The 26,241-nt window shown below is 70.8% G+C and carries 21 protein-coding genes; 10 read left to right on the top strand and 11 right to left on the bottom strand.

Going from position 1 to position 26,241, the window contains the following annotated elements; all coding sequences use genetic code 11:
• Positions 1–7: 7 nt before the first annotated feature.
• Complete coding sequence (locus HCT63_RS19120) at positions 8–664, top strand: thymidine kinase (RefSeq protein WP_167008638.1); 657 nt, start codon at positions 8–10, stop codon at positions 662–664.
• A 23-nt stretch (positions 665–687) separates the two neighbouring features.
• Here HCT63_RS19120 and HCT63_RS19115 read toward each other — a convergent pair whose 3' ends face one another.
• The 5 genes from HCT63_RS19115 to HCT63_RS19095 form a co-directional block, all read right to left on the bottom strand.
• A complete protein-coding gene (locus tag HCT63_RS19115) occupies positions 688–2,073 on the bottom strand; it encodes an adenylate/guanylate cyclase domain-containing protein (protein ID WP_167008635.1) in 1,386 nt (461 codons plus the stop codon).
• Complete coding sequence (locus tag HCT63_RS19110) at positions 2,066–3,787, bottom strand: FAD-dependent oxidoreductase (RefSeq protein ID WP_167008631.1); 1,722 nt, start codon at positions 3,785–3,787, stop codon at positions 2,066–2,068. The genes HCT63_RS19115 and HCT63_RS19110 overlap by 8 nt, the downstream gene beginning before the upstream one ends.
• Positions 3,788–3,839: 52 nt before the next feature.
• Positions 3,840–4,970, bottom strand: coding sequence for a nucleotide pyrophosphatase/phosphodiesterase family protein (locus HCT63_RS19105; protein ID WP_243843126.1), 1,131 nt, complete (start codon positions 4,968–4,970; stop codon positions 3,840–3,842).
• Positions 4,964–5,596, bottom strand: coding sequence for a DUF5998 family protein (locus tag HCT63_RS19100; protein WP_167008629.1), 633 nt, complete (start codon positions 5,594–5,596; stop codon positions 4,964–4,966). Before HCT63_RS19100 ends, HCT63_RS19105 begins: the two co-directional genes overlap by 7 nt.
• Positions 5,597–5,664: 68 nt before the next feature.
• Entirely contained in the window at positions 5,665–8,388 is a 2,724-nt protein-coding gene (locus HCT63_RS19095) for a GNAT family N-acetyltransferase (protein ID WP_167008626.1), read from the bottom strand.
• 128 nt (positions 8,389–8,516) lie between these two features.
• Between HCT63_RS19095 and HCT63_RS19090 the strand changes: the two genes are divergently transcribed.
• Positions 8,517–10,976, top strand: coding sequence for a DNA topoisomerase IV subunit A (locus HCT63_RS19090; protein ID WP_167008623.1), 2,460 nt, complete (start codon positions 8,517–8,519; stop codon positions 10,974–10,976).
• 8 nt (positions 10,977–10,984) lie between these two features.
• On the opposite strand, the gene HCT63_RS19085 is transcribed toward HCT63_RS19090, so the two are convergent.
• The gene (locus HCT63_RS19085) at positions 10,985–11,407 is read right to left on the bottom strand and encodes a glyoxalase superfamily protein (protein ID WP_167008620.1); all 423 of its coding nucleotides are present in this window, start codon (positions 11,405–11,407) and stop codon (positions 10,985–10,987) included.
• An 84-nt stretch (positions 11,408–11,491) separates the two neighbouring features.
• On the opposite strand from HCT63_RS19085, the gene HCT63_RS19080 reads away from it, so the two are divergent.
• The 4 genes from HCT63_RS19080 to helR all read left to right on the top strand — a co-directional run bounded on the left by HCT63_RS19080 (position 11,492) and on the right by helR (position 16,842).
• Positions 11,492–12,190: an LppX_LprAFG lipoprotein gene (locus tag HCT63_RS19080; protein ID WP_167008617.1), complete on the top strand. Its 699-nt coding sequence runs from the start codon at positions 11,492–11,494 to the stop codon at positions 12,188–12,190.
• Complete coding sequence (locus HCT63_RS19075; protein WP_243843125.1) at positions 12,187–13,953, top strand: MFS transporter; 1,767 nt, start codon at positions 12,187–12,189, stop codon at positions 13,951–13,953. Before HCT63_RS19080 ends, HCT63_RS19075 begins: the two co-directional genes overlap by 4 nt.
• 9 nt (positions 13,954–13,962) lie before the next feature.
• Complete coding sequence (locus HCT63_RS19070) at positions 13,963–14,478, top strand: carbonic anhydrase (protein WP_167008614.1); 516 nt, start codon at positions 13,963–13,965, stop codon at positions 14,476–14,478.
• A 174-nt stretch (positions 14,479–14,652) separates the two neighbouring features.
• Positions 14,653–16,842: an RNA polymerase recycling motor ATPase HelR gene (gene helR, locus HCT63_RS19065; protein WP_167008611.1), complete on the top strand. Its 2,190-nt coding sequence runs from the start codon at positions 14,653–14,655 to the stop codon at positions 16,840–16,842.
• Between the two features lie 79 nt (positions 16,843–16,921).
• Here helR and HCT63_RS19060 read toward each other — a convergent pair whose 3' ends face one another.
• On the bottom strand, positions 16,922–18,979 hold the full coding sequence (locus HCT63_RS19060) for a DNA topoisomerase IV subunit B (RefSeq protein WP_243843152.1): 2,058 nt from the start codon (positions 18,977–18,979) through the stop codon (positions 16,922–16,924).
• A gap of 272 nt (positions 18,980–19,251) precedes the next feature.
• Between HCT63_RS19060 and HCT63_RS19055 the strand changes: the two genes are divergently transcribed.
• The gene (locus HCT63_RS19055) at positions 19,252–19,482 is read left to right on the top strand and encodes a hypothetical protein (RefSeq protein ID WP_167008605.1); all 231 of its coding nucleotides are present in this window, start codon (positions 19,252–19,254) and stop codon (positions 19,480–19,482) included.
• Between the two features lie 80 nt (positions 19,483–19,562).
• Here HCT63_RS19055 and HCT63_RS19050 read toward each other — a convergent pair whose 3' ends face one another.
• Both HCT63_RS19050 and HCT63_RS19045 read right to left on the bottom strand, forming a co-directional pair.
• Positions 19,563–21,644, bottom strand: a complete 2,082-nt coding sequence (locus HCT63_RS19050) for a sialidase family protein (RefSeq protein WP_167008603.1) — start codon at positions 21,642–21,644, stop codon at positions 19,563–19,565.
• A gap of 109 nt (positions 21,645–21,753) precedes the next feature.
• Positions 21,754–22,104 (bottom strand): hypothetical protein, encoded by a 351-nt coding sequence (locus tag HCT63_RS19045; RefSeq protein ID WP_167008600.1) that lies wholly within the window; start codon positions 22,102–22,104, stop codon positions 21,754–21,756.
• A gap of 74 nt (positions 22,105–22,178) precedes the next feature.
• Between HCT63_RS19045 and HCT63_RS19040 the strand changes: the two genes are divergently transcribed.
• Positions 22,179–22,661, top strand: a complete 483-nt coding sequence (locus tag HCT63_RS19040) for a DUF456 domain-containing protein (RefSeq protein WP_167008597.1) — start codon at positions 22,179–22,181, stop codon at positions 22,659–22,661.
• Between the two features lie 14 nt (positions 22,662–22,675).
• Here the strand turns inward: HCT63_RS19040 and HCT63_RS19035 are convergent, their stop codons facing one another.
• Positions 22,676–23,404, bottom strand: coding sequence for a DUF981 family protein (locus tag HCT63_RS19035; RefSeq protein ID WP_243843124.1), 729 nt, complete (start codon positions 23,402–23,404; stop codon positions 22,676–22,678).
• An 87-nt stretch (positions 23,405–23,491) separates the two neighbouring features.
• Here HCT63_RS19035 and HCT63_RS19030 point away from each other — a divergent pair, with 87 nt between their 5' ends.
• Positions 23,492–24,103: a TetR family transcriptional regulator gene (locus tag HCT63_RS19030; RefSeq protein WP_167008595.1), complete on the top strand. Its 612-nt coding sequence runs from the start codon at positions 23,492–23,494 to the stop codon at positions 24,101–24,103.
• A gap of 6 nt (positions 24,104–24,109) precedes the next feature.
• Here HCT63_RS19030 and HCT63_RS19025 read toward each other — a convergent pair whose 3' ends face one another.
• The gene (locus HCT63_RS19025) at positions 24,110–24,721 is read right to left on the bottom strand and encodes a rhomboid family intramembrane serine protease (RefSeq protein ID WP_167008592.1); all 612 of its coding nucleotides are present in this window, start codon (positions 24,719–24,721) and stop codon (positions 24,110–24,112) included.
• Positions 24,722–24,855: 134 nt separating this feature from the next.
• On the opposite strand from HCT63_RS19025, the gene HCT63_RS19020 reads away from it, so the two are divergent.
• The gene (locus tag HCT63_RS19020; protein ID WP_208322519.1) at positions 24,856–26,205 is read left to right on the top strand and encodes a phytase; all 1,350 of its coding nucleotides are present in this window, start codon (positions 24,856–24,858) and stop codon (positions 26,203–26,205) included.
• The last annotated feature ends 36 nt before the right edge of the window (positions 26,206–26,241 follow it).

Here is a 26,241-nt window from a genome sequence, read left to right as displayed (position 1 = left end):
GTCCCTCGTGGCGAGCTTGCTCTTCTTCACCGGGACGATGGACAGCGGGAAGTCCACGCTGGCCCTGCAGACCAATCACAACCACGCAGCGCGTGGAAGGGTCGGACGGATCTTCACCAGTCACGACCGCGCGGGCGGTGGTCGGCTGTCGAGCCGCCTCGGCCTGTGGACCGAGGCGTACGAGGTCGACTCCGACTTCGACTTCTGGGACCACATCGTCGGCTCGCTCACCGCGGGCGGCCGGATCGACTACCTGATCTGCGACGAGGCCCAGTTCTACACCGCCGCCCAGGTGGAGGCGCTGGCCCGGATCGCCGACGAGCTGCAGATCGACGTGTTCGCGTTCGGGATCCTCACCGACTTCAGGGCATACCTCTTCGAGGGCTCCGCACGACTCGTCGAGCTCGCCGACCGCATCCAGCCGCTCCAGGTGGAGGCGCTGTGCTGGTGCGGCAAGCGCGCGACCCACAACGCCCGTACGGAGAACGGCATCATGGTGACCGAGGGCGACCAGATCGTCGTCGGCGACGTCGACGATCCCGGTCAGCCGACACCGAACGTCGGGTACGAGGTGCTGTGCCGCCAGCACCACCGTCGCCGCATGACCACCGCGCGTGCCCGCGCCGTCACCACGCTGAACGACCCGCTGCCCTTCAACGGCTGAGCTCCCGGCCGCGGCCTGAGCCGTCAGCCCACCGACAGCAGCCGGAACACCTCGACCGGCTCGGACTTCCCCTTCAGCTCCAGGAAGCCCAGCGGCTCCGCCTCGGCGTCGGGCAACAGCGCGAGCGTCGCCGCGCTCACCGCGACCCCGCCCGCAGGTGCCTTGCCCTCGATGCGCGACGCGGTGTTGACGGTGTCGCCGATGACCGTGTGCGTACGCCCTCCGGCGGTGCCGAGCACGCTCACGGAGACGGGCCCGGAGTTGATCCCGACACGGAAGGTCGGCCAGCCGGGATTCTCCGCGAGCACGGTCGCGGTCGCCTCCTGCAGCGCGAGTCCGGCGAGCGCCGCCCGCCGCGCGTGGTCCGGCTGGTCGCCCCGCCGGTTGAAGGTGACCATGAGTGCGTCGCCGATGATCCGGTCCACGTCGCCGCCGTACCGTCCCGCCACCGCGGGCACCGCGACCTCGAAGTACGCGTTGAGCATCTGCGTGACCTCGCGCGGCTCGTGCGCCTCGGAGAACGTCGTGAACCCCTGGAGGTCGGCGAACAGGATGCTCATCTCGCGCTCCCCCTCGGTGGTGTCCTTGAGATAGAGCGCCGCGAACCGCTCCTCGTGCCACTGCGACCGCGCCACGAGCGCGACGAGCAGGACCGCGGCAAGCATCAGGACGTGCCACTCCCACCACGACAGGTGCCAGTTCCGGGAGAACGCGACCGCCACGGACGCCTCCGCGAGCAGCACGAAGGCCGACGCGACCGCGAGCGGTAGCGCCGCACGGCCTTCGCGCCACAGGCGCAGGTAGCGCCACGCCGCCACGGCGAACCCGACGACCGCCGCACCGGCCGTCGCCGCGAGCACGCCGTCGACCTGCTCGGGCACGACGCCTTCGTCCAGCGGCCAGACCCGGATGAGCGACAGGGCGGCCCACCCGGCCACCACCACGACGATCGCGGCCCGCAGCAGCGGCGCCCGGCGTACGATCGCCACGTCCTGCTCCCCACCGAGGTCGCTCCCCGACCACACCGCGAACACCGCGCCGAGCACGAGACCGACGGGCGTCGCGAGCACGAAACCCGCGTTCGGGGTGGTCAGGAGCACGCCGGGAGTCACGAGTGCGTGGAGTCCGAGGAACGCCGCCGTGACGAAGAACGCGTACGAGGCCAGCAGGACACGCGCGTCCCCGCGCTGGAGCGCCGCGGCACCCATCGCGTACGCGATCAGCGCCCCGACCACGGCGGCAGCGAGCACGAGCCAGAAGTGCGCGGGGTGGTCCTCCCACGCGACGTCGATCTCGGGCTGCCAGAGAAGCAGCGCCAGACCGACCAGCGGGAGCGCGAGCGAGACCGCGAGCGCGACCATGCCGGTGCGCCCGGTCACGCCGGGCCCGGCCGCGCGTCGCTCAGGCATCGTCCGCCGCCAGACACTCGTGGACCTGCGAGACCACCACAGAACCCTCGCCGACAGCCGCCGCGACCCGCTTGACCGAGCCGCTTCGCAGGTCGCCGACGACGAACACGCCGGGCATCGTCGTCTCGTACGGCCGCGGTGGCCGCTCGCGGGGCCACGCTCCGGAGGCCGCGGCGTCCGTACCGGCGAGGACGAACCCCCGTGCGTCGCGCCGGATGCCGTCCGGGAGCCAGTCCGTACGAGGCTGGGCACCGATCATCACGAACAGCCCGTCCGTCCGCAAGGGCTCCGTGTCGAGCCCCGTACGACGGTCGCGGAGCACGACGTGCTCGAGCCAGCCGTCGCCCCCACCACCGACGACCTCGACCTCCGTCCGCACCTCGACGACCTCCGCAGCATCGATGGCGTCGACGAGGTACTGCGACATCCCGGACTCCAGCGTCTCGGCGCGGACGGCCAGCGTGACCTTCTCGCAGTAGCGGGCGAGGTGGAGCACGGCCTGCCCCGCCGAGTTGCCGCCTCCGACGACGACAGCCCTGCGCCCCGTCATTGCGTGCGCCTCGGACACGCTCGCGCCATAGAACACGCCGGCACCGGTGAGCGCCTCGAGCGCAGCGACGCCGAGCCGCCGGTACGAGACACCGCTCGCCAGCACGACCGCTCGCGCCGTGACCGAGCCGAGCTCGGCGATCTCCACCTCGAACCCCGCACCCAGCGGCCGCAGCCCGACGACCTCACGCATCAGCAGCACGTGCGCTCCGAAGACCCACGCCTGCTGATAGCCGCGCTGCGCGAGCTCCGCGCCGCTGATCCCGCGCGAGAAGCCGAGATAGTTGCGGATGAGCGAGCTCGACCCCGCCTGCCCGCCGATCGCCTCGCTCTCCACGACGAGCGTGCGCAGACCCTCCGACGAGCCGTAGACCGACGTCGCGAGCCCAGCCGGTCCCGCACCCACAACCACCAGGTCGAACGCGCGGTCGTCGTCGAGCGTGGTCCTGACGCCCCAGGCCTCGGCGATCTCGACGTCGCTCGGATCGGTGAGGACCGGTGCGCCCGCGATCGCCGGCATGGTGACCAGCACGTCCACGCCCGAGAGGTCGTGTCCGCGCTGGCGGATCACGCGCTCGACCCGGTCGGCCAGATCCGTCCCGCGTTCGCGATAGGCGTGCGGCACGCCGTTGCGTACGAGCAGGCTCCGGACCTCCGCCGCGCGGGGCGAGCTGCGTCCCGCAACCACGACGACCTCGCGCATCGTCGTCGCGTCGCTGCGGGACCACTCCTGCACGAACTCCGCGACCGTACGGTGGAACAGCTCGTCGCGCGTCGTCCACGGCTTGAGCACGTAGTAGCTGACGTCGCCGACCGCCACCGCGGACAGGATCGTGCGAGCGATCTCGCGACTCTTCCAGTCGCCCCACTCGACGAGCAGCGCGCGACGGGCGTCCGGATGCAGCGTGCGGGCGGTCGTCAGGATCGTGTCGCGCTCGTCCGGGGCGAACGCGTGGTCGACCAGCACCACCGCGACCGGGGCAGCGTTGTCGTGGGCGCGCTCCAGCGTGCGTACGGCCTCGGCCGCCGTCAGCTCCGCGCGGACCCGGTAGCCGTTGCCGAAGGCGCGCTCGAGCTCTCCCTCGAGTCGCTCGAGGGAGGCAGGGTCGCGATCGACCGCGAGGAGCAGGGGACGCGCGGCGCCTCGCACGCGGGCGTGGGCCATGACTCGACGCTAGTGACCCAGCGGCGTCGCAGCCCAGCCACTTTCACCGCGTCTACAGGTCGACGAGCAGCGGGATGCGCATCTCGGCCGGGGTGACCGACCCGTGGAAGCCCGACATCAGCAGCTCGATCGCGAAGTGACGCGACGAGAACACGCCGAAGTCGCCGAGCGACGCCACGAGCACGTCGCCGATCCGGGGGCGTACGGAGTCCTCGATCTGGCCGAACCAGCCCGCAGCCTCGGCCTCGTCCCGCGTCACGACCAACGCCTGGTCGCCCACACGCTCACGCCACCTCTCGGCGACGTCGTGCTCGGTGCCCGAGCGCGTGTAGAGATGGCGGAACCGCGCCTCTCCGGCGAACACCACGACGTCGGTGAGCATGGCCGGCTCGGCCTCGACGTCGAACCGGCCTGCCTTGGGCAGGTCGAGCATGCCGTGGTCGGCGGTCACGAGCATCGCGGTCCCCGGGGCGAGCGCGTCACGCAGATCGGCCAGGTCGCGGTCGATCCCGCGGAGCCGGTCACGCCACTCCGGCGACGTGCAGCCCTTCTCGTGCCCGGTGTGGTCGAGGGTCGACTCGTACGTGTAGACGAGCGAGCTCGGGGTCGCCTCGGAGGCCTCGACGACGACGTCGAGCCTCTCGTACACGGAGCTGATCGGGTGGAACGGCACCCCGCCCTGGCTGCACACCGTCAGGCCGGAGCCCTCGAACTCGGCCTTGTTGACGGCGGACGTCGGGATGCCGGCCGCGTCGATGCGCTCGAACATCGTCGGGTACGGCTGCCACTGGGCCGGGTCGACCTGAGGGTCCCAGCGCAGGGAGTTCATCACGCGGTCAGTGCCCGGGATCCGGCTGGTGTAGCCGACCACACCGTGCGTCCCCGGCGCGAGGCCCGTCCCCAGCGAGGTGAGGCTCGTCGCCGTCGTCGACGGCAGGCCCGACAGCAGCGGCGCGCGATCGACGAGCGAGCTCAGGTAGGGGGCAATGTCAGCGTGCTCGAGGAGCAGGTCGTAGCCGAGCCCGTCGACGAGGACCACGACGTAGCGCGCCGCCTCGGGCAGCCTGAGCGTGTCGGCCCAGCTCGGCACGCCCATCGCGGCGGCGACGCTGGGCAGGACCGACGTGAGGCTGCGGCCGTGGTAGTCGGTGGAGGGCAGCGGTGTCCCGGTTGCTGTCACCACCGCGGACGGCTCGTCGCTGCAGACAGCTCCCGAGAGAAGGCAAGGAGACGCTGCACGGCACCGCCGCCGTCGGCGGCAGCGCTCACGCGGAGCGAGAAGTCGTCGGCCGTCGTCGAGCCCGTGTAGCCGTGGTCGGCCTCGCAGTCGGGATCGGAGCAGCCGGCAGGCTCGAGGTCGAGGCGGCGCACGGCTCCCCAGCCGATCGTGAGCACGACCTCGGCCGTGTCGCGCGCGGACACTGCACCGACCGCCGTGGCCATCGGGACGGTGCGGGTCACCACGACGGAGTCGACCGTCCGCAGCGGCACGGCCTCGGTCGTCGTCGAGGTGTAGGGCTCAGGCAGCACGTCGTCGGCGGAGTGCTCGTCGGTGTGCGCGAGCACCAGCCGCGACGGCGTGAGCGTGAGGACGGTCATGTGGCGCCGAACCTCCTCACGGTCGAAGGTCGGCTCGTGGTGCAGCACGTAGGCCACCACCGGTTCACCCGCGAGCGCGTCGTCGATCCCCGCCGTGACCACCTGGGGGTAGTAGCCGGTCTTCTCGATGTCGGCGGTCAGCTCAGCCGTACGGTCGCGGGGTTGCTCGCCGCTCTCGGTGCGCTGCGGCGAGGGGTGTCGGTTGGCCATGCTTCCCAGTGTCCCACTGTCATCGACGCCATGTGAGCCTGTCCCCACAACCGACCGGCGCCATCTCATCAGCGGGCCATGGTGTCGCCGAGCCCGGCAGGCGTGCTGAGCCGCCGGACGTACCAGTCGCGCCGGTTGTCGACCGGCTGTGCCACCCGCGCCTTGGCCTTCAGCACGCGGTAGCCGTCCTGCCCGGCGAGCACCGGCTCGAGGTTGATCTCCGCCACCTCCGGCAGGTCGTCCTTGAGCGCGGCGACCCTCTGGAGCAGGTCCTCCACGGAATCGAGGTCGGCGCGCGGGCCACCCCGGTAGCCGAACAGCAGCGGGGCCGACTTGAGCTCGCGGATCATCTCGGCGGCGTCGACGTCGGTGACCGGCGGGATCCGGTAAGACCGGTCCTCGAGCAGGTCGCTGGCGGCACCCGACAGCGCGAACGACAGCAGCGGCCCGAACAGCGGGTCCTCGACCGTACGGATCGACATCGGGACGCCGGGAGGCGCCATCTTCTGGACGACGAACAACGCACGCTCGGGCGGGCCGATGTAGTCGGTCATCGCCGACCACGCCTCGCGCATGTCGTGGGCATCGGAGATGTTGCGCCACACGTGCGTCATGTCGGGGCGGGCGCGCACAGTGTCGGCGGTCGCCTTGAGGACGACGTTCCAGCCGAGCTGCTCGCCGGCAGCGACCGCCGCATCAAGCGTCGGCGCCCGGAACCAGTCCCAGAGGTCGATGCCGTACAGGCGCAGCAGGCGATGCACCTCGTCGTCGTCGAGCCACCCGCCGTCGGGCGTACGGGTCAGCGCGGCGCGGACGATCTCGCTCGCGGCCTCGCGGTCGACGTCCTCGTAGTGGGCGATCACCCCCTGGTCGCGGCCCGCCCACGCCGCATAGCTGACGACGCGGGCCAGCGCACGCACCGCCGACTCCGGCGCCGAGTATGACGGCACCGATCCGCGGCCGGCGGCGCCCTCGACGTCGGGGACGCGCAGCAGCTCCGGAACGCCCTCGGAGCCGAGGAAGGTCGAGACGAGGGGCTTGTCGGACTGCTCCCCCACCGCCGCGAGCACGTTCGCGACGTCCTCGCCGGTGGTGTTGACCGGCGGGATGTAGACGGCGACGATCGCGTCGACGTCGGGATTGTCGATCGCCGCGTCGAGGGCACGCTCGAAGTCGTCTCCGCCGGCGTTGGCGCCCAGGGCCACGGGATCGGCGACCTTGAGGCCCGCTGCGGTCGCCGCGTCGGCGACCAGCAGCGCGAGCGCGTCGGAGTTGCCGACGACGGCGACACGAGGGCCCCGCGGCAGCGGCTGGTGGGCGAGCAGCTGCGCGACGTCGAACATCTCGTCGAGCGTGTCGACCTGGATCACGCCGGCCTGGCGGAACATCGCGTCCACCGCCGACTGCGGGGCGGTCGTCTTGCGGACCGCGTGGCCGACCGGGACACCCTGCGTCGAGCGGCCCGACTTCACCGCGACGATGGGCTTGCGGCGGCCGACACGACGCGCGATGCGGGAGAACTTGCGCGGGTTGCCGATCGACTCGAGATAGAGGAGGACGACCTCGGTCGCGTCGTCTTCCTCCCAGTACTGGAGGAGGTCGTTGCCGGAGACGTCGGCGCGGTTGCCGGCGGAGACGAACGTGGACAGCCCGAGACCGCGGCGATCGACGTTCTCGAGGATTGCCAGCCCGAGCGCACCGGACTGGCAGAAGAACCCGACGCGCCCGCGCGGCGGGATGATCGGCGACAGCGACGCGTTGAGCCGTACGCGCGAGGACGTGTTGATGACGCCGAGGCAGTTGGGTCCGACCAGGCGCAGGCCGTACGACCGCGCGAGACCGACCAGGCGACGCTGACGCCGGCGCCCCTCGTCGCCGATCTCGGCGAAGCCCGACGAGATGACGACGAGGCCGTGGACGCCCTTGGCCGCGCAGTCCAGCACGACCTCGGGGACCGACTCCGCCGGGACCGCGATGACCGCGAGGTCGACCTCGCCGGGGATGTCCTGGACGGTCTTGTACGCCGGAAGGCCCGAGACCGCCTCGGCCTGCGGGTTGACCGCGTAGACCGCTCCGGCGAAGTCGCCGAGCACGAGGTTGCGGATCATGCCCTGGCCGATCGTGTCCTGGCGGCGGCTCGCGCCGACCACGGCGACGCTGCGGGCGTTGAAGAACCGCTCGATAGACGCGGCCTCCGCGCGGTGCTCGCGCGACTGCATGACGCCGATTGCCGTTTCTGTCGGGTCGATGGAGAAGACCAGGCGCATCACGCCGTCGGCGACGCTGCGCTCGACCTGATAGCCCTGGTCGCGGAAGACCTGGATCATCCGGACGTTCTCGGGGAGCACGTCGGCGACGAACCGGTGGATCCCCATCTCGCGCCCCGCCTGCGCCAGGTGCTCGAGAAGGAGCTGGCCGAGCCCGCGGCCCTGCTGGTCGTCCTCGACGAGGAACGCCACCTCGGCCTCGCCTTCGGCGACCGCGTCGTAGCGGCCCACCGCGATGATGCTGGCGCCGATCGTCACGACGAAGGCGACGCGCTTCTGGTAGTCGACGTGGGTGAAGCGCTTGACGTCGCGGTCGGACAGCTTCGGGTACGGGGCGAAGAAGCGGTAGTACTTCGACTGCTCGGAGACGCGGGCGTAGAAACGGACGAGCTCCTCACTGTCCTCGGCCGTGATCGGCCGCAGATGGGCGGCGCCGCCGTCTCGCAGCACGACGTCGGCCTCCCAGTGCTCGGGGTAGCGCTCGTCGGGAAGTCGCTCATCGGGTACGGCAGGTTCGTCGGCCACACGCCAGAATCTACCGTCTGAACCCTAGCCCCGTGCCGCCGCAACCCGGGAGCGTCGGAGTCATGGCCTAGGGTTTCTGACAGCCGCCACAGCGCGCCCGTGCAGGGCACGCCACAGAAAGGACGTGCATGGCCCGCCGTACGCCGAGCGCACCGCCCCCCGAGGACTTCGAGGAGCACATCGTCGACATCGACGTGCGCGAGGAGATGCGCTCGAGCTTCCTCGAGTACGCCTACTCGGTGATCTACTCGCGGGCCCTGCCCGACGCGCGTGACGGGCTCAAGCCGGTCCAGCGCCGCATCCTCTACACGATGGACGACATGAACCTGCGGCCCGACCGCGGTCACGTCAAGAGCGCCCGCGTCGTCGGCGAGGTGATGGGTCGGCTCCACCCGCACGGCGACGGCGCGATCTACGACGCCCTTGTGCGGCTCGTCCAACCCTGGTCGCTGCGTCTGCCCTTCGTCGACGGCCACGGCAACTTCGGCTCGCCCGACGACGGACCCGCCGCCATGCGCTACACCGAGTGCCGGATGGACCATCCCGCGCTCGCGATGACCGCGTCCATCGACGAGGACACCGTCGACTTCAAGCCCAACTACGACGGCCGCGAGGAGGAGCCGTCGGTGCTCCCGGCGGCGATCCCCAACCTCCTGGTCAACGGCGCCGCCGGCATCGCCGTCGGCATGGCCACCAACATGGCCCCGCACAACCTGATCGAGGTCGTCCAGGCGCTGCGCCACCTCATCAAGAAGCCTGAGGCGTCCCTCGACGACCTCATGCGCTTCGTCCCCGGACCCGACCTGCCGACCGGCGGCAAGATCGTCGGCCTCGACGGCATCCGCGAGGCGTACGCGACGGGCCGAGGCAAGTTCGTGATGCGTGCGACCGCACGCGTCGAGAACGTCACTCCGCGCCGCAAGGGCATCGTCGTCACCGAGCTCCCCTACAACGTGGGCCCCGAGAAGGTCATCGAGCGCATCAAGACGCTCGTGCAGTCCAAGAAGCTCCAGGGCATCTCCGACCTCAAGAACCTCACCGACTCCCAGGGCCTCAACCTCGTCATCGAGATCAAGAACGGCTTCAACCCCGACGCCGTCCTCGCCCAGCTCTACAAGATGACGCCGATGGAGGACTCGTTCGGCATCAACAACGTCGCCCTCGTCGACGGGCAGCCTCGCACGCTCGGGCTCAAGGAGCTGCTGGAGGTCTTCCTCGAGCACCGCATCGTCGTCATCCGCCGTCGCAGCCAGTTCCGTCGTGACAAGGCCGCCGCGCGCCTCCACCTGGTCGAGGGCCTGCTGGTCGCGATCGTCGACATCGACGAGGTGATCGCACTGATCCGCTCCAGCGACGACCGTCGCCACGCGCACGGCCGCCTGATGGAGGTTTTTGAGCTCTCCGAGAAGCAGGCCGAGTACATCCTCGACCTCCAGCTCGGTCGGCTGACGCGCTTCTCCCAGATCGAGCTCGAGCGCGAGGCCGACGAGCTGCGCGCGACGATCGAGGAGCTCGACGCGATCCTCTCCGACGACAAGCTGCTGCGCGGCATCGTCTCGACCGAGCTGGGTGAGATCGCCAAGAAGTTCGGCACCCCCCGCCGTACGGTGCTGCTCCAGAGCGCCGGCCACACCGTCACGGCGGCCGTGCCGCTCGAGGTCGCCGACGACCCGTGCTTCGTGCTGCTGTCGGCGAGCGGGCTGCTCGCCCGTACGGCCGACGACACCGTCCCCGAGATCGACGTGGCTCACCGTCACCAGCACGACGTCATCGCCTCGGTCGTCCGCACGACGGCGCGGGGCGAGATCGGCCTGCTCACGTCGCACGGACGGGTGATCAAGCTCGGCGTCCTCGACCTACCGGGGCTGCCCCCGACCGCCGCCGCGCCCAACCTCCAGGGCGGGCTCCCCCTCGTGGAGGTCCTTGCGCTGCGCGACGGCGAGCGCGCGCTGGCCCTGACCAACTTCGACACCGACTCGCCCGGTCTCGCGCTCGGCACACGTCAGGGTGTGGTCAAGCGGGTCAAGCCCGAATACCTGCCTAGCAAGGACGACTGGGAGGTCGTGGCGCTCGCCGACGGCGACCAGGTCGTCGGCATCCGCCAGCTGGCCACCGGTGACGAGGAGCTCTGCTTCCTCACCACCGATGCCCAGCTGCTGCACTTCCCTGCCACCTCCGTGCGTCCCCAGGGTCGTACGGGATCGGGCATGGCCGGCGTCAAGCTGGCCCCCGGGGCGTCGGCGCTCTTCTTCGGTGCGTTCGACCCGGCGGACGACGCCGAGGTCGTGACGATCGCCGGGGCCTCTGACGCGCTGCCGGGCGCGGAGTCGGGCTCGGTCAAGGTCACGCCGTTCAGCGCGTTCCCGGCCAAGGGTCGCGCGACTGGTGGTGTGCGCTGCCACCGCCTGCTCAAGGGCGAGGACGCGCTCGTGCTGGCTTGGGCAGGTCGCGGTCCCGCGATGGCGTCCGGGTCCGGAGGTGCGCCCGCCGAGCTGCCCGACGTCGATCCGCGACGTGACGGCTCGGGCGTCCCGCTCGCCCACCCGATCCTCGACGTCGGCAGCCCGGTGGCGACCCAGCTCGCTTGACCCGCCGGTCAGGTGGTCCCGGAGGCGTGGTGCGCCTCCTGGACCACCCACGAGTTGCCGTCCGGGTCGTCGAAGTAGACGTACGACATGAAGTCGCGGCGCTGGGGATCGACACCGGGCGTCGGCGCGCCCTGCGCGAAGTTCTGGATGCCCGTGTTCTCGACGCCTCGCGACTCCAGCTCGGCGTGGGCGGCCTCGATGTCGTCGACGACGAGGTGGATTCCCTTCGTCGCGCCGGGCGCTGCGCCACCCAGGCCGACTCCGAACGTGATCGAGCACGCCGACCCGACCGGGGTGAGCTGCACGACCCGGAAGTGGTCGTTCGGCTGGTGGTCCACGTCGAGGTGGAAGCCCACGCGATCGGCGTAGAACTCCTTGGCGCGGTCGACGTCGGTGACTCCCAGGATGATGTTCTCGAGCTTCCAGTCCACGTTGCTCCCCTCGTCCCGTCCCGCTCGGAGCGAACTTCTCCCACCGCATCCGGGACGATTCTTGGTGCGCCTATGCTGACGCCCATGCTGAAGCGTGCCACGACGGCGACCGTCCTGTCCCTCCTTGCCTTCGCAGCGTCGGGCTGTTCAGGAGACGACGGTGACGACGCCTCGACGGGAGCCGATCTCTCGGACCGGCTCGCGGCCGCGCGCGCGACTCTCGACGACGCCGAGAGCCTCGCGCTCTCGCTCTCCACCGAGAAGCTTCCGTCGGGGGTCACCGGGCTTCTCGAGGCCCAGGGCAAGGGCAACCACTCCCCCGCCTTCGAGGGCACGGTGAAGGTGTCGCTCAAGGGCGTCCCAGTCGGTGCCGAGGTCGTCTCGGTCGACGACGCCGTGCTCGTCAAGACAGGCTTCTCCCCCGACTTCGTGCCGATGGATCCCACCTCCCTCGGTGCCCCGGACCCCGCCGCGCTGATGAAGACCGACGGCGGCATCTCCTCGCTGCTCACCGAGACCGACGGTCTCAAGGAGGACGGTGAGAGCCGTGACGGGCGCGAGGTTCTCACGACGATCACCGGGACGATCCCCGGCTCGGTCGTCCGCACGCTCATCCCGACGGCACAGGAGGGCGAGACCTTCGACGCGACCTACCGGCTGACCGACGACGACGAGCTGCGTGACGTCGTGCTCGACGGACTCTTCTACGACGCCGACGAGCCGGTGACCTACACGGTCGCGGTCACGGCGTCGGACGACCCGGTCGAGATCACCGCACCGTGAGCGAAGGCGCCGCCGCCCCGGCCGGACGTGCGGCGCGGGTCCTCCTCGGCCTGGCCGCCGTCGCGGTCGCGTTCGCCGCTGCGGACACCTACGTCGTCGTGATGGCGCTGCCGGACATGATGGCGGCCGGCGGACTCGGGCTGGACGAGCTCCAGCGCGCCGCGCCGATCGTGTCGGGCTTCTTGCTCGGGTACGTCGCGGTGCTGCCGCTGGTCGGTCGGATCGCCGACCTGCGGGGCCGCCGCCCAGTCCTGGTCGGGTCACTGGTGCTGTTCGCAATCGGCTCGGTGGTGACGGCAGCGGCCGACGGACTGGTGCCGATGGTGGCCGGGCGGTTCCTGCAGGGAGTCGGCGGTGGCGGCCTCGTCCCGGCGACGCTCGCGCTGGTCGCCGACCTGTGGCCGCCACGGCGACGTGGCGTGCCGCTCGGCATCGTGGGTGCGGTGCAGGAGCTCGGGAGCGTCATCGGCCCCTTGTACGGTGCGGCGGTGCTGGCCGTCGCGGACTGGCGGGCGATCTTCTGGCTGAACTGCGCGGCGGGTCTCGTCCTCGCAGGCGCGATCCTCGCCACCGGACGGACGCGACGCGCTGTGCCGCGCCGCGAGGCCCACGGCTTCCCCGACGTCCTCGGAGCCGTGCTCGCCGTCCTGGCGGTGGCCGCGCTCGCCCTCACGCTGGCCCAGCCCGCACCGCTGCGCAACGACGTCGAGCTCGGCACGCTCTTCCTCCCGGTCGTCGGAGAGCTGCGCTGGACCAGCCCGGTCGCGCTCGTGACGTATGCACTGGCCGCTGCCTTCGTCGTACGGGAGCTGACCGCGCGACGTCCGCTCGTCGCCTTGCGCACGTGGCCCGCGACCGCCCGTACGGTCGACCTGTGGGGTGCGTTGCTCCTCGGGGCGGCGCTGGGCTGCGTGATCGTCACGTTCGCCTCGGCCGATCCGGAGAACAGCGTCGTGTCGCCCGCTGCGCCGCTGCTGCTCGGCGGCGCCGTCGTCGCGACGGCGGCGTTCGTCTGGCGGCAGCGGACGGCGACGACGCCGCTCGTCCCCCGCAGGACGCTGAGCGCCGCTCGTCCGGCCTGGGGCTCGCTGGTGGTCTCGTTCTTCGTCGGGTCAGCGCTGATCGCGGCACTGGTCGACGTGCCGTTCTTCGCGCGCCTGACCGAGCACCGTGGCTCGCAGCTCGGGGCCGCGCTCGTGCTCGTGCAGTTCCTCGTGGCGTTGCCGGTCGGCGCGATCGCCGGCGGCTACGCGACGAGGCGCGTCCGTCCCGCGTGGGTCGCCGGGGCCGGCATGGCGCTGGCCTGCGGCTGCTTCGTGGTGATGTCGGCGTGGGAGCGCGACGCCCTCACCCACCCGACCTCCTCGGTCGCGCTCGCCCTGGCTGGCCTCGGATTCGGTCTCGCCGTCGCTCCGGTCAATGCGGCACTGCTCGACGCGACGCCCGACGCCGCTCACGGCATCGCGTCTGCGCTCGTCGTGGTCGCACGCATGGTCGGCATGCTCGTCGGGATCTCGGTGCTGACCTCGTGGGGCCTGCGGGCCTACCACGACGCGGTGACCCGGATCCCTCCGCTGTCCGAGCTCTGCCCAGGCTCGGCGACGACTTGCGACGCCTACAACGACGCGATGATCGACGCGGGGATCGTGCAGCTCAGCACCGTGTTCACAGGGGCGGCGGTGTGCGCGGGGATCGCGGCCGTCGCCTCGGTCCTGCTTCTCACATCGCGTACCGCGGTCACCGAGGGCGGCGCCGGCGACTAGATTCGAACCATGCCTTCGTCATCTTCGGACCCGCGCGGCTTCGACGACCTGCTGGCCGCGAACCGCTCGTACGCCGACTCCTTCGACCTCGCCGGCTTCGACGGCGTCGCCCGCGCGGGCGTCGCGATCGTGACCTGCATGGACTCGCGGATCGACCCCCTGCAGATGGTCGGTCTGGCTCCCGGCGACGCCAAGATCCTGCGCAACCCAGGCGGCCGCGTGACCGAGCAGGTGCTCGTCGCCCTCGTCCTGAGCGCCAACCTGCTCCAGGTGGACCGCGTGATGGTCGTCGAGCACACCCGCTGCGCCATGGCGAGCGCCTCGGAGTCGGGGCTCCAGGCCCGCATCGGCGAGGCGACCGGGACGGACGCGACCTGGATGTTCCTCGGCGCGATCAACGACCAGCGCGCCGAGCTCGCGGAGTCGGTGCACAAGATCGACTCGCACCCGCTGATCCCGTCGCACGTGCGCGCGGGCGGGTTCCTCTATGACGTCGACACGGGGCTGCTCGAGCATGTCGTGTGAGGTGGCCCAGCCTGTGACGGCTCAGCGTCTGACATGGGAATGGAGAGGGAATGCATCCCTCTCCACTTCCAAGGTATAGCCGACCCCGGGGCTTGAAACAAGCCCCCCGTCGTGGCGGAGAATCATCGGCCGAAGCCGCTTGCACAGTGGCCCTCGCCCGCGATCGGAGCCACCTTGACCCGTCAGCACCACCGTCAGACCGCCCTTGCCTTCGACCTGCCCGACCACCTCACCGCCAAGGCCGACCCGGCGCTGATCGCCCGGGACGTGGAGCACTTCGGTGCCATCGCGGCCTGCGTCGAGCAGACCGTCGCTGACCTGTCCCAACGCCTCGACGCCGCCCGCAAGGAGCCCACCCGCGAAGGGCAGGCCGCGGTCGAGCGCGACGCGGAGATCCGGCGGCTCACCGGCCGTCTACGGACGTTGCGTCGCTTCGGGCTCGACCTGTGCCTCGGACACGTCGTCGCCGAAGACGACCCCGAGCCTTTGTACGTCGGTCGTCTCGGCCTCACCGACGCCGGGGGCCGGCGCCTCCTCGTCGACTGGCGCTCCCCCGCCGCCGAGCCCTTCTTCGCGGCGACCCACGCCCACCCGATGGGTCTGGAGAGCCGACGCCGCTACCGCTGGACCCGTGGCCGGGTCACGGACTACTGGGACGAGGTGTTCACCCCTGACGGGTTCACCGGCCACGCCGCCGCCCTCGACGACCAGTCGGCTTTCGTCGCCAGCCTGGGCGGGAGCCGGACCGAGCGGATGCGTGACGTCCTGAGCACCATCCAGGCCGACCAGGACGCCATCATCCGCGCAGGCTCGCGGGGCGCGCTCGTGGTCGACGGAGGTCCCGGGACGGGCAAGACGGTGGTCGCGCTGCACCGTACGGCCCATCTCCTCTACTCGGACCCCCGACTCGGCCATCGTCGCGGCGGTGTCCTCTTCGTCGGCCCGCACCAGCCATACCTCGCGTACGTCTCGGACGTCCTGCCCAGCCTCGGCGAGGAGGGGGTGCAGACCTGCACCCTGCGTGACCTCGTCCCTGAGGGAGCAACTGTCGAGCCCGAGGCCGATCCTGAGGTCGCCCGCCTGAAGTCGTCTGCGGACATGGTGCGGGCTATCGATGCCGCCGTCGACATCTATGAAGAGCCGCCCACCCAGGGCCTGGAGGTCGAGACCCCGTGGTCCGACGTCTGGCTCAGCGCCGACGACTGGGCTGAGGCCTTCCGCACGCCCAGTCCCGGGACGCCGCACAACGAGGCGCGCGACGAGGTCTGGGACGCGCTGCTGTCGATCCTCGTCGACAAGCACGGCGTGGACGAGGACGAAGACGTCTCCGCGGACCAGATCCGCCGAGCGCTCGGGCAGAGCACCGAGCTGCGTGAGGCCCTCGTGAAGGCGTGGCCGATGATCGAGGCGGACGACCTCGTCGGCGACCTGTGGACGGTGCGGGCCTACCTGCGCCTGTGCGCGCCCTGGCTGAACCCCGACGAGGTCGCGATGCTCCTGCGGGCAGACGCGCAGGCTTGGACGCTCTCCGACCTGCCGCTCCTCGACGCCGCGCGGCAGCGCGTCGGCGACCCCGAAGCATCTCGGCGACGTCATCGCGAGGAAGCCACGCTCGCCGCCGAACGCGAGCAGATGTCACGCGTCGTCGACGAGCTCATCGCGGCGGACGACAGCGAGCTGCTGCTCATGACCACGCTGCGCGAGCAGGACATGCAGAACTCGCTCGTCGACGAGTCCGTCTTGCAGCGCGTCGACCCGGACGTCCTCGCCGGGCCGTTCGCGCACATCGTCGTGGACGAGGCTCAGGAGCTCACCGACGCCGAGTGGCAGATGCTCCTGCTGCGCTGCCCCTCGCGCAGCCTCACGATCGTCGGCGACCGGGCCCAGGCCCGCCACGGGTTCACGGAGACGTGGGAGGAGCGGCTCACACGGGTCGGGTTCGACCGGATCGACCTCGCGTCCCTGAGCATCAACTACCGCACGCCGCAGGAGGTCATGGCCGAGGCCGAGCCGGTGATCCGCGCGGTGCTGCCGGACGCGAACGTCCCCACGTCCGTCCGCGAGAGCGGCATCCCGGTCGCGTACGGCACCGCCGCCGACCTCGACACGGTCCTCGCGTCCTGGCTCACCGAGAACGACGAGGGCGTCGCGTGCGTGATCGCCGTCGGCGAGGTCGACAGCGCCGTGCTCGCGTCGACCGTTCGCGTACGGCTGCTCACCCCGGAGCTGTCGAAGGGGCTCGAGTACGACCTGGTCGTCCTGATCGACCCGGAGGCGTTCGGGACCGGCATCGAGGGCGCGGTCGACCGCTACGTCGCGATGACGCGTGCGACGCAGCAGCTCGTCATCCTCACCAGCGCCTGACGTACGACCCGACAAAAGGACCCGACGTTCCACCCCGGATCTGGGGGTGAAACGTCGGGTCCTTTTGTCGGGTTCCTCGTCAGGCGTCGATGCGGTCCGCGTCGAGCTCGTACGCGCCCTGCACGATGAACTCCTTGCGCGGCGCAACCTCGTTGCCCATCAGCAGCTCGAAGACCTCGCTCGCGTCCTCGGCGTCGTCGACGGTGATGCGGCGCAGCGTACGGCGGCGCGGGTCCATCGTGGTCTCCGCGAGCTGGTCGGCATCCATCTCACCGAGGCCCTTGTAGCGCTGGATCGGGTCCTTCCAGCGCATGCCCTTCTTGGTGAGCTCGGCGAGCTTGCGCTGGAGCTCGGGGTCGGAGTACGTGTAGACGTACTTGTCCATCCCCTTCTTGGGGTTGACCAGCTCGATGCGGTGCAGCGGCGGCACGGCCGAGAAGACACGCCCCGCCTCGACGAGCGGACGCATGTAGCGGAAGAACAGCGTTGCCAGCAGGCAGCGGATGTGGGCGCCGTCGGAGTCGGCGTCGGCCATGAAGATGATCCGGCCGTACCTCGCCTGCTCGAGGTCGAACGACCGGCCGGAACCGGCGCCGACGACCTGGATGATCGAGCTGCACTCGGCGTTCTTGAGCATGTCGGCGACCGACGACTTCTGGACGTTGAGGATCTTGCCGCGGATCGGCAGCAGCGCCTGGAACTCCGACGAGCGCGCCGACTTGGCCGTGCCGAGCGCGGAGTCGCCCTCGACGATGAACAGCTCCGTACGGTCGTTGTCGTTGCTGCGGCAGTCGGCGAGCTTGGCCGGGAGCGAGCTGGACTCGAGGGCGCTCTTGCGGCGCTGCGTCTCGCGCTGCTGGCGGGCCATCTCGCGGGTGCGCGCGGCGGCGACCACCTTCTCCATGACCGCGCGTGCCTTCGCCTTCTGAGCAGCCTTGGTGGACGTGAGGAACGCCTTCAGCTCGTCGGAGACGACCTTGGCGACGATCCGGGTCACCGGCGGCGTGCCGAGGACCTCCTTGGTCTGCCCCTCGAACTGCGGCTCGGCCAGCCGTACGGTCACCACCGCTGTCATGCCCTCAAGGATGTCGTCCTTGATGACGTCCTTGTCGCCGGCCTTGAGCTGGCGGTTGGCGCGGAGCACCTCGTTGAACGTCTTCGTCAGCGCCCGCTCGTAGCCCGTGACGTGGGTGCCACCTTTGGGCGTCGCGATGATGTTGACGAACGACCGCAGGGTCGTCTCATAACCGGTGCCCCAGCGAACGGCGACGTCGACGTCGAGGTCGCGCTCGACGTCCTGCGGGGTCATGTGGCCCAGGTCGTCGAGCAGCGGCACGGTCTCGGTGAAGTGGCCGGTGCCCGTCAGGCGCAGGACGTCGGAGACGGCCGGGTCGGGCGCCAGGAACTCGCAGAACTCGCCGATGCCCCCGTCGTGCTTGAACGACTCCTCGAGCTTCTCCGGGCCGCGCTCGTCGCGGAGCACGATCTCGAGGCCCGGGACCAGGAACGACGTCTGCCGGGCACGGGTGACCAGCTCGTCGTACGAGAACTGGGCGCCCTTGATGAATATCTGGTGGTCGGCCCAGTAGCGGACGCGCGTGCCGGTCGTCGTCTTCTTGATCCGCCCGATCTTGCGCAGGCCGCTCTTCGGGGTGAACGTCGTGTCGGGGGTGTCGCCGGCGAACTCGCCCGGGGCGCCACGACGGAACGACATCTCCCACCGCGCGCCGTCCTTGGCGACCTCGACGTCGAGACGCTCCGACAGGGCGTTGACCACCGAGGCGCCGACGCCGTGGAGTCCGCCCGTCGCCACGTACGAGCCGCCGCCGAACTTGCCGCCCGCGTGCAGCTTGGTGAAGACGACCTCGACGCCGGAGAGCTTGGTCTTGGTCTCGGTGTCGACGGGGATGCCGCGACCGTTGTCGTGGACCTCGACGGAGCCGTCGGGATGGAGCACGACCTCGATGCGGTCGCAGAACCCGCCGAGCGCCTCATCGACCGCGTTGTCGATGATCTCCCACAGGCAGTGCATGAGCCCGCGGGTGTCGGTGGAGCCGATGTACATGCCGGGGCGCTTGCGGACCGCCTCCAGGCCCTCCAGGACGAGGAGGTTGCGGGCGTTGTACTCGGTGTCGATGACAGGCTCCTTCTGCGACGTACGGCCCGGGGTGGCCGGGCGCGACGGGGCCAATCTACCGAGCGGGTCCGACGAACTCGGTGCACCGTCGGCGGCGGGCGGGGCGCGTGTCGCAGACCACACCGTCGAGCCTGGACGAGCCAGGTTGACGAGGACGGGTACGGTCGAAGTGTCGGGCATCCTCCAGATGACCGACAGGGGAACACGTTCCCATGGTTGGATGTTGATCCTGAAGGACCGCCTGGTCCGACTTGGAAGAGAAGAGGTCAGACGTGACAACTGCTGTCGCCCCCACCGCTGCCCTCAGCGCCGCTGATCGTTGCGACCGTTGTGGAGCCCAGGCCTACGTACGCGCCGAGCTCGCGAGCGGCTTCGAGCTCCTGTTCTGCGCACACCACGCACGCGCCCACGACGCAAAGCTGCGCGAGGTCGCCGCGAACATCCACGACGAGTCCGACAAGCTCACCGGCACTCCGGCGACGGCGCCGGCCGAGGAGATCTGACCTCCCGCCGGCTGATCACCGCACGACCTGACGAGGGGCCCCGTACCGATCCGGTACGGGGCCCCTCGTGTCGTGTCAGGTCAGCGAGTCCATCGCGGACGCACCACGATGCCGTCCAGGACGCCGTCGCCGGTGATCCGCACGGCACCCGCACGACGCTGACGCGGCTGAGCGACCGTCTCCACGACTGCGAACTTCGTCCGGCCCGCGGTGTCCACGTAAGCCCTCATCACACCCGGCCGACGGATGGTGAGCCCTCGACGGCCCGGCTCGCGCTTGTACACGACGATGACGTCGGCTCCCCGCGGGACTGCGCGGAGCCTCACCGTCCCGCCGGGGCGGATCCGCGTCGCGCTCGCGTCGACGAAGCGCTTGCTACGTAGCTTCTTCGTGGTGCCCGAACGCGTCAGCGCACGGTCGTCGTACGGGCGCGCAGCACACTGCTGGGTCCACGCCGACACGTTGCCGGCGCGGTCGGTCGCACGCATCTGGACGCAGACGACCTTGCCGCGCGGCACCGCGAGGCTCACCGAGCGCCGGGGCGTCCGCGCCAGCGCACGCGGCGTACGCCAGGTCCGCGACATCCGGGCGGCGGTCTGCGCCGTCACGGAGTAGCGGACCTGGTACGAGGCGACGCTCGACTCGAACTCGTCGGCCCCCCACCGGAACGTCGCCCGGGACGTCAGCACGACCTCCTTCGCGTGCATGAAGGTGCTCGCCGGCGGCGCCTGGTCGAGGATCCAGCGCGCCGTGACGACGGGCGAGACCCGCCCTGCGGCATCGATGGCGCGGACGCGGAGCTCCTGGTTGCGGCCTGCCACCTCGGGCGACCAGCGTGAGATCTGGTGAGGGCTCGAGCACTCCTCGAACCATGGGTTGTTGCCGTAACCGCACTCGTACGTGAGCCACGCGTCGGCCGAGTCGGCGTCGGTCGCGGCGAAGCGGACGACCTGGTTCGCCACCTTGGTCACCGCTGGCGGGACGGCCGTGAAGCGGACGGACGGCGTCCGCGTGTCCGGGAACGAGCGCAGCAGCGTCGAGCCGTGCATCACGACAGGACCGCTGGCGCTGACCGCCACGACCGTCCTCCCTGCGTTGGCGAACTGCCGCTCGTGCGCTGCCAACGACGTCACCACTCGGCTGTACTCGTCGACGCGGCCCCACGATCCGCCGCCCGTCGAACGGTGCAGGTTCTGGCCGTCGCCGCTCGCGAAGAACATGTCCCCCTCGGCTGTGAGGTCGAGCATCTGCGTCGCCGAAAGGTTGGCGAGCTTCGTCGGCTCCGACCATGTCACACCGTCCGCGGAGGTACGAACCTCTCCTCGACGTGACGCACCATCGGCGTACGAGAGCCCGAAGGCGATCGTGCCGCCCGTCGTGATCGCGACGCGCGGCGTACCACCGTCCCGACCCACCGCCAGCGTGCGGGGGGTGCCCCACGTCGTCCCGGCATCGGCGGAGACGCGTACGGTCCACGTGCCGGCGCCGGTGTTGGCCACCAGGGCGGCCTTGATTCCGTTGACGTCGAGGTCGACGTTCCCGTTGCCCACTGCCACGACGATCGGTGCCGCCCAGGTGGCACCGCCGTCGTCCGTGCGGGCGACGAAGACGTCGGAGGCGACCCTGTACGTCAGGACCGCCCGGTCACCGGAGGCAGCAAGTCGCAGGTTCGTCGGGGAGGCGGTCGTCGCGATCTCGACCGTCTCGGGGGTGCCGCTCGTGGCGCTGGCGGACCAGCGGGCGACCCGCACGACGGGCTTGGCAGGACCGGCGAAGCCGGGGCTCGCGGAGAGGACGTGTGCCGCGGCGACAGCTACGACCGGCGCGCTCGCACCGTCGTCGACCTTGCGCTGCGGTCCGAACGTACGTCCCGCATCGGTCGAGAGGCGCAGATAGCTCTCCGGACCGCATGACGTCGCGGTGCATGGCCGCCACCGGACCGCAACCACCGGGCCCTCCGCATCCGCGGCGACCGCATCGTCCGCCTGCGGCACCGCACTGGTGGACAGGTTCGTCACCGCCCACCCGAGCGGGGCCGGCTCCGCGGCCGTGGTCGTCTCGCCTGCTGCGCTGCCCGGCGCCACCGCCAGCACACCCGCCACCAGCACCCCGCCCAGCGAGGTCGCCACCATGGCCGCCAGGCGCGGCCGTCGTCCGATCATCACGTGATCCTCCAGCCAGGTCACGTACCGAACGTGACACTCGGAGTGTTTCTATCTCAGCAGAAGGCCCCTGCGATAGATGCGTCACGTAACGATTCGGGACGCCGACTCACGGGCAGTCCGTCGGACCAAACTCCACGGTGCTCCCGTCCGCATCCGGGATGAACTGAAAGCAGGAGCGCTCGACCTTCTCTGCGCCGCCCCATCCTTCAGTGACCGTCCGCTCGTACCGGACGACCACGGCGAGGTCGCCACCATCGCGGGTCCCGTCGGTGGCGACGACCTCACCGACACGTACCCACGTGCCGAGCTTCTCCCCCGTGTCCGCACCCCGGAAAAGCCCGAGGTTGAGCCGGTTGCGGTCGAGGTCGGCCTGCTTCCAGTCCCAGGAGTGCCCGCACCCCGCGAGGGTGAGCAGGAGCACCACCAGCACGGCCGCCGTACGAACTCGTTGCGTCACGCTCCCATCATCGGTCGGCTGTTGCCCCGACGCCAGCGTCCTCGTACTCAACCCCCGTCTGGCACCCTTCCCCCATGGGAACCCTCGGCACCGTCCTCGTCGGCCTGGCCATCCTCGTGGGCCTGGTGGGGATCGCGGTCCCCGTCCTGCCCGGCTCGCTGCTGATCTGGGCCGCGATCGGCGTCTGGGCGTTCGCCACCGGCTCGGCCACCGGGTGGGTCGTGTTCGGCGTCTGCACGGTGCTCTACGCGCTGACCCTGGTCGTCCAGTACCTGATCCCCGGCAAGCGCCTCAAAGAGGCAGGCGTCCCCGGCCGGGCGATGCTCGCAGGCGGAGTGCTCGGCGTCGTCGGGTTCTTCGTGATCCCGTTCGTCGGGCTGTTCGTGGGCTTCGTCCTGGGCGTGTACGCGTGGGAGCTCAACCGGCTCCGCATCCACTCGGCCGCATGGACGGCCACCAAGCACGCGATGAAGGCCGCCGGCCTCTCGATTCTCATCGAGCTCACCGGCGGCCTCCTGTCGACCGCGGTCTGGGTGGTCGGGGTCGTCGCGACCTGACCACCACCGCGTCGTTACATCGTGTTGACGATGAGGCCGATGTGGGTGAAGAAGTTCATCGCGCCGAACAGCAGGAACGCGACACCGGTGATCCCCCAGACCCAGCCGGTCACCGACGCGATCCAGTCGCGCCCGGCCCGCACGCCACGCCCGAGGCGATTGACGGCGAACGGGAACAGCAGGGCCCCGACGCCGACGAGCGCGATGAGGCCCGACATGAAGATCGCCTCGACGAGAGGCCACTCGGCGAACGCACCCGAGATCGGCTCCTCCGGCGGAGCGGCAAACAGCTGATACTTCACGCCCGCGACGGCGATGCCTAGGAGGCCGAGGCCGAGCCCGAAGACGAACACGCCGATCGGCTTCACGAGCGCCTTGACGGCCTCGCGCGGGTTCTCGGCAGCGAGGATCGCGTCACCGCGACGCCACAGGGCGAACGCCGCGAAGAGCAGCAGCACGCCGAAGCCGAGGCTGGTCTCGCCGAAGATGATGTTGTCGAAGGGGAAGCCACCGGCCGCCAGGGGCCAGGTGAGCGTCATGTGCGCGCCGGTCAGCGTCAGGATCGTGCCGAGCGCGCCGAAGTTGAGCGCCCATCCTGCGGGGCTGATGCTCTGCGGATCCTTGCGGAAGTCGCGAGCCAGCCAGACCAGTCCGATCAGCCCGGCGCCGACGGCGACCGACATGATCGTGTTGTAGGTGGGCATCGTCGCCCAGTCGATCTTGAGACCCTCTGCGAGGACCATCTCGTCATCCCCTTTCATGGGCTAGAAGTGATACGTATGTATAACTTCTTGGGACCTCGTAGTATTCCGGCAACGCGAAGGAGTCCCATGGCCGTACGCTCGCCCCGTCAGGCCCGCAGCGCGGAAAAGCTCGACGCCCTACGCTCCGCGGCAGGCCGCTTGCTCATCGAGGAGGGTCCGGACGCTGTCACCTACCGCGGGGTCGCTCTCGCCGCGGGCCTTCCTGCCGGCACCGCGTCGTACTACTTCCCCTCGCACGACGAGCTGTACGCCGCCGCCGTCGACGCCGCGGAGGAGCAACGGACCGAGGCCGCACACGCCCAGGCCAATTCCCTCGAGGAGAAGCCCCGCACAGCCCTCGAGGTCGCCCGGCTGCTGATCGACGTCGCCTACGCGCCACACGTCGCCGAGGATGTCGTCACCCGGCGGCTCGAGCCGATGCTGGCCGCCCAGCGCAACGAGCGCCTGCGTCCCACCATGACCGCCTCACGGCCGCGGCTCCTCGATGCGCTCGCCACCGTCGTCACGCGCAGCGGTCACCCTCCGCCCGAGCCGGACGACCTCGAACTCCTGGCTCAGGTCATCGACGCGGGGCTCATGTACGCCCGCGCACGCGGCAGCGAGCACGTGATCGACGACGCCGCGCTGACCGTCGCGAGGATCCTCACCCTGATCGACAAGGAGCGCCCGCAGGCGTGAGCGGGCTCAGTACGCCTGGTTCCGCCGCTGCACCCGACGCTCGTGGTTGTCGCGGCGTCCGAGCCACCACGCCATGACGACGCCCGCGACGGCGCCCATCAGGTGGCCCTCCCACGACACGCCCGCCTGCCCCGGCAGGATCCCGCCGACGATCCCGCCGTACAGGATCGCCACGACGACCGCGACCAGCACAGCGATCACGCGTCGCGTGACGATCCCCCAGACGACGAGGAACGCCGCATAGCCGTAGATCACGCCGCTCGCCCCGATGTGGACCGTGTACGGGGCTCCGATGAGCCACGTCCCGATCCCGCCGATGAGCACGATGCCGAGCGTCGCCGGCCAGAACCGCCCCCTCGCCGTGTACGCCAGCAAGATGCCGAGCACGAGGAACGCGGTGGTGTTGGCGATCAGGTGATCGAAGCCGCCGTGCAGGAACGGCGCCGCGAGCACCCCGTACAGGCCGCCGGTGTCACGGGGCCGGATCCCGTGCTGGTCGAGGAACACCCCAGGCAGCGCGTCGAAGATCTCGAGCAGCCACATGACCCCGAGCAGCACGAGCACCGGGACCACGGGAGCGAGGTACGACCGGCGCGCTGGCGTGCTCGTCGACGACATGGCCCCAGGCTATCCGCGACGTGCAACCAGGAGGTCCCCAACGCGTCGTCCGACGTCCACCTCGGCGCCACCTGGACGTCGTTGGGCGACACCAGGGTGGGGATGGTCAGACCCCACCGACCTCAGGAGCTCCCGTGGCCCGACCACCCCGCCCTCGCACGCTTCTCGCCACGCTGGTCAGCGCGCTGTGCGTCGTCACCTGCGCCACCGCGGCCGCCGCCACGGCCACCCTGGCCCCGACGGGCACCCGCCCGGGCGACGGGCGCCCCGCCCACCCGCGCACGATCGCCGCGGCGCTCGAGACGCGAGCCGTCTTCGACGACGAGGCCGGCGGCGACGCCGACGCCGACGACCCGGCCATCTGGGTCGCGCCCCGCGAGCGCACGCACAGCCTCGTCCTCGGCACGCTCAAGAACGGCGGCCTCGACGCGTACGACCTTCGCGGGCGGCTCGTCCAGCACGTCGATGCCCCCGTCGCGCCCGCCGACGGGCTCGAGGCGAGCCGGTTCAACAACGTCGACCTCGCCCTCGGTGTCCGCCTGGGCGGCGCCCGTACAGACCTCGCCGTCGTCAGCGACCGCGGCCGCGACCGCCTGCGCTTCTACGCGATCGACGACGACGGCGCCCGACGCGGAGCCGCCCTCCGCGACGTCACGGACGCCACGGCACCCCGACTGTTCTCGCCCGACGAGGCATCCGTCGAGGAGCAGAACACGGGGTACGGACTCACTGTCCGCCCAGACCCTGCGGGTGGCCTTCCGTACGTCGTCGTGAGTCAGCGCAATCGGACGACGGTCGGCCTGTTCCGCGTCGTCGTGACCTCTCGGGGCACCGTCACGTACGCACCGGTCGACGAGGTCGTCCTCCCCTCGACGTTCGCCCGTGACGAGGGTGGCAGCTGGACGCCGTGCGGAGAGCCCGGTGAGGGACCGCAGGTCGAGGGCATGGTCGTCGACACAGAGGCCGACATCCTGTATGCGGCGCAGGAGGACGTCGGTGTCTGGCGGGTCCCGCTGGGCGCCGAGGCGCTCGGTCGTCCGACCCTCGTTGAGCGTGTCCGGGAGTTCGGGGCGCCGTCGACGTACGACCCGCAGACCGAGGAGTGCACCGTCACCGGCACCTCCGCCTCAGGCGGCCGGCATCTGAGCGCCGATGCCGAGGGGCTGACGATCGCGTACGGGTCTGGCGGCAGGCGCACCCTCGTGGCATCCAGCCAAGGTGGCAGCACGTTCACGACGTTCCGGATCGATCGTGGGTGGGCGGCCGAGCGCACCTTCGCGATCAGCGACTCGACGGCGACCGACGGCGTCCAGCACAGCGACGGCGCGGCGGTGGTGACGACGCCGCTCGGGCGCGCCTTCCCTCGAGGCCTGCTCGTCGTCCACGACGGCGAGGCGACCCCGTACGAGACGGGCGCCGACGGTGAGCAGCGCGTCAGCACCAACTTCAAGCTCGTCGACGCGGGCGCGCTGCACCGCCGCTGAGCGCGGCGGCCGGACGTCCGCACGCACGAGCGCCGC

The organism is Mumia sp. ZJ430, assembly GCF_011751845.1.
Lineage (GTDB): Bacteria > Actinomycetota > Actinomycetes > Propionibacteriales > Nocardioidaceae > Mumia.
This window is presented reverse-complemented; position numbering and strand designations above follow the sequence as displayed.

Bases quoted from the DNA above. Each gene is read 5' to 3' on its own strand.
- HCT63_RS19115 (WP_167008635.1), bottom strand. From the start codon at position 2,073: ATGCCTGAGCGACGCGCGGCCGGGCCCGGCGTGACCGGGCGCACCGGC.
- HCT63_RS19110 (WP_167008631.1), bottom strand. From the start codon at position 3,787: ATGGCCCACGCCCGCGTGCGAGGCGCCGCGCGTCCCCTGCTCCTCGCG.
- HCT63_RS19100 (WP_167008629.1), bottom strand. From the start codon at position 5,596: ATGGCCAACCGACACCCCTCGCCGCAGCGCACCGAGAGCGGCGAGCAA.
- HCT63_RS19090 (WP_167008623.1), top strand. From the start codon at position 8,517: ATGGCCCGCCGTACGCCGAGCGCACCGCCCCCCGAGGACTTCGAGGAG.
- HCT63_RS19080 (WP_167008617.1), top strand. From the start codon at position 11,492: ATGCTGAAGCGTGCCACGACGGCGACCGTCCTGTCCCTCCTTGCCTTC.
- HCT63_RS19070 (WP_167008614.1), top strand. From the start codon at position 13,963: ATGCCTTCGTCATCTTCGGACCCGCGCGGCTTCGACGACCTGCTGGCC.
- HCT63_RS19050 (WP_167008603.1), bottom strand. From the start codon at position 21,644: ATGATCGGACGACGGCCGCGCCTGGCGGCCATGGTGGCGACCTCGCTG.
- HCT63_RS19040 (WP_167008597.1), top strand. From the start codon at position 22,179: ATGGGAACCCTCGGCACCGTCCTCGTCGGCCTGGCCATCCTCGTGGGC.
- HCT63_RS19035 (WP_243843124.1), bottom strand. From the start codon at position 23,404: ATGGTCCTCGCAGAGGGTCTCAAGATCGACTGGGCGACGATGCCCACC.
- HCT63_RS19030 (WP_167008595.1), top strand. From the start codon at position 23,492: ATGGCCGTACGCTCGCCCCGTCAGGCCCGCAGCGCGGAAAAGCTCGAC.
- HCT63_RS19025 (WP_167008592.1), bottom strand. From the start codon at position 24,721: ATGTCGTCGACGAGCACGCCAGCGCGCCGGTCGTACCTCGCTCCCGTG.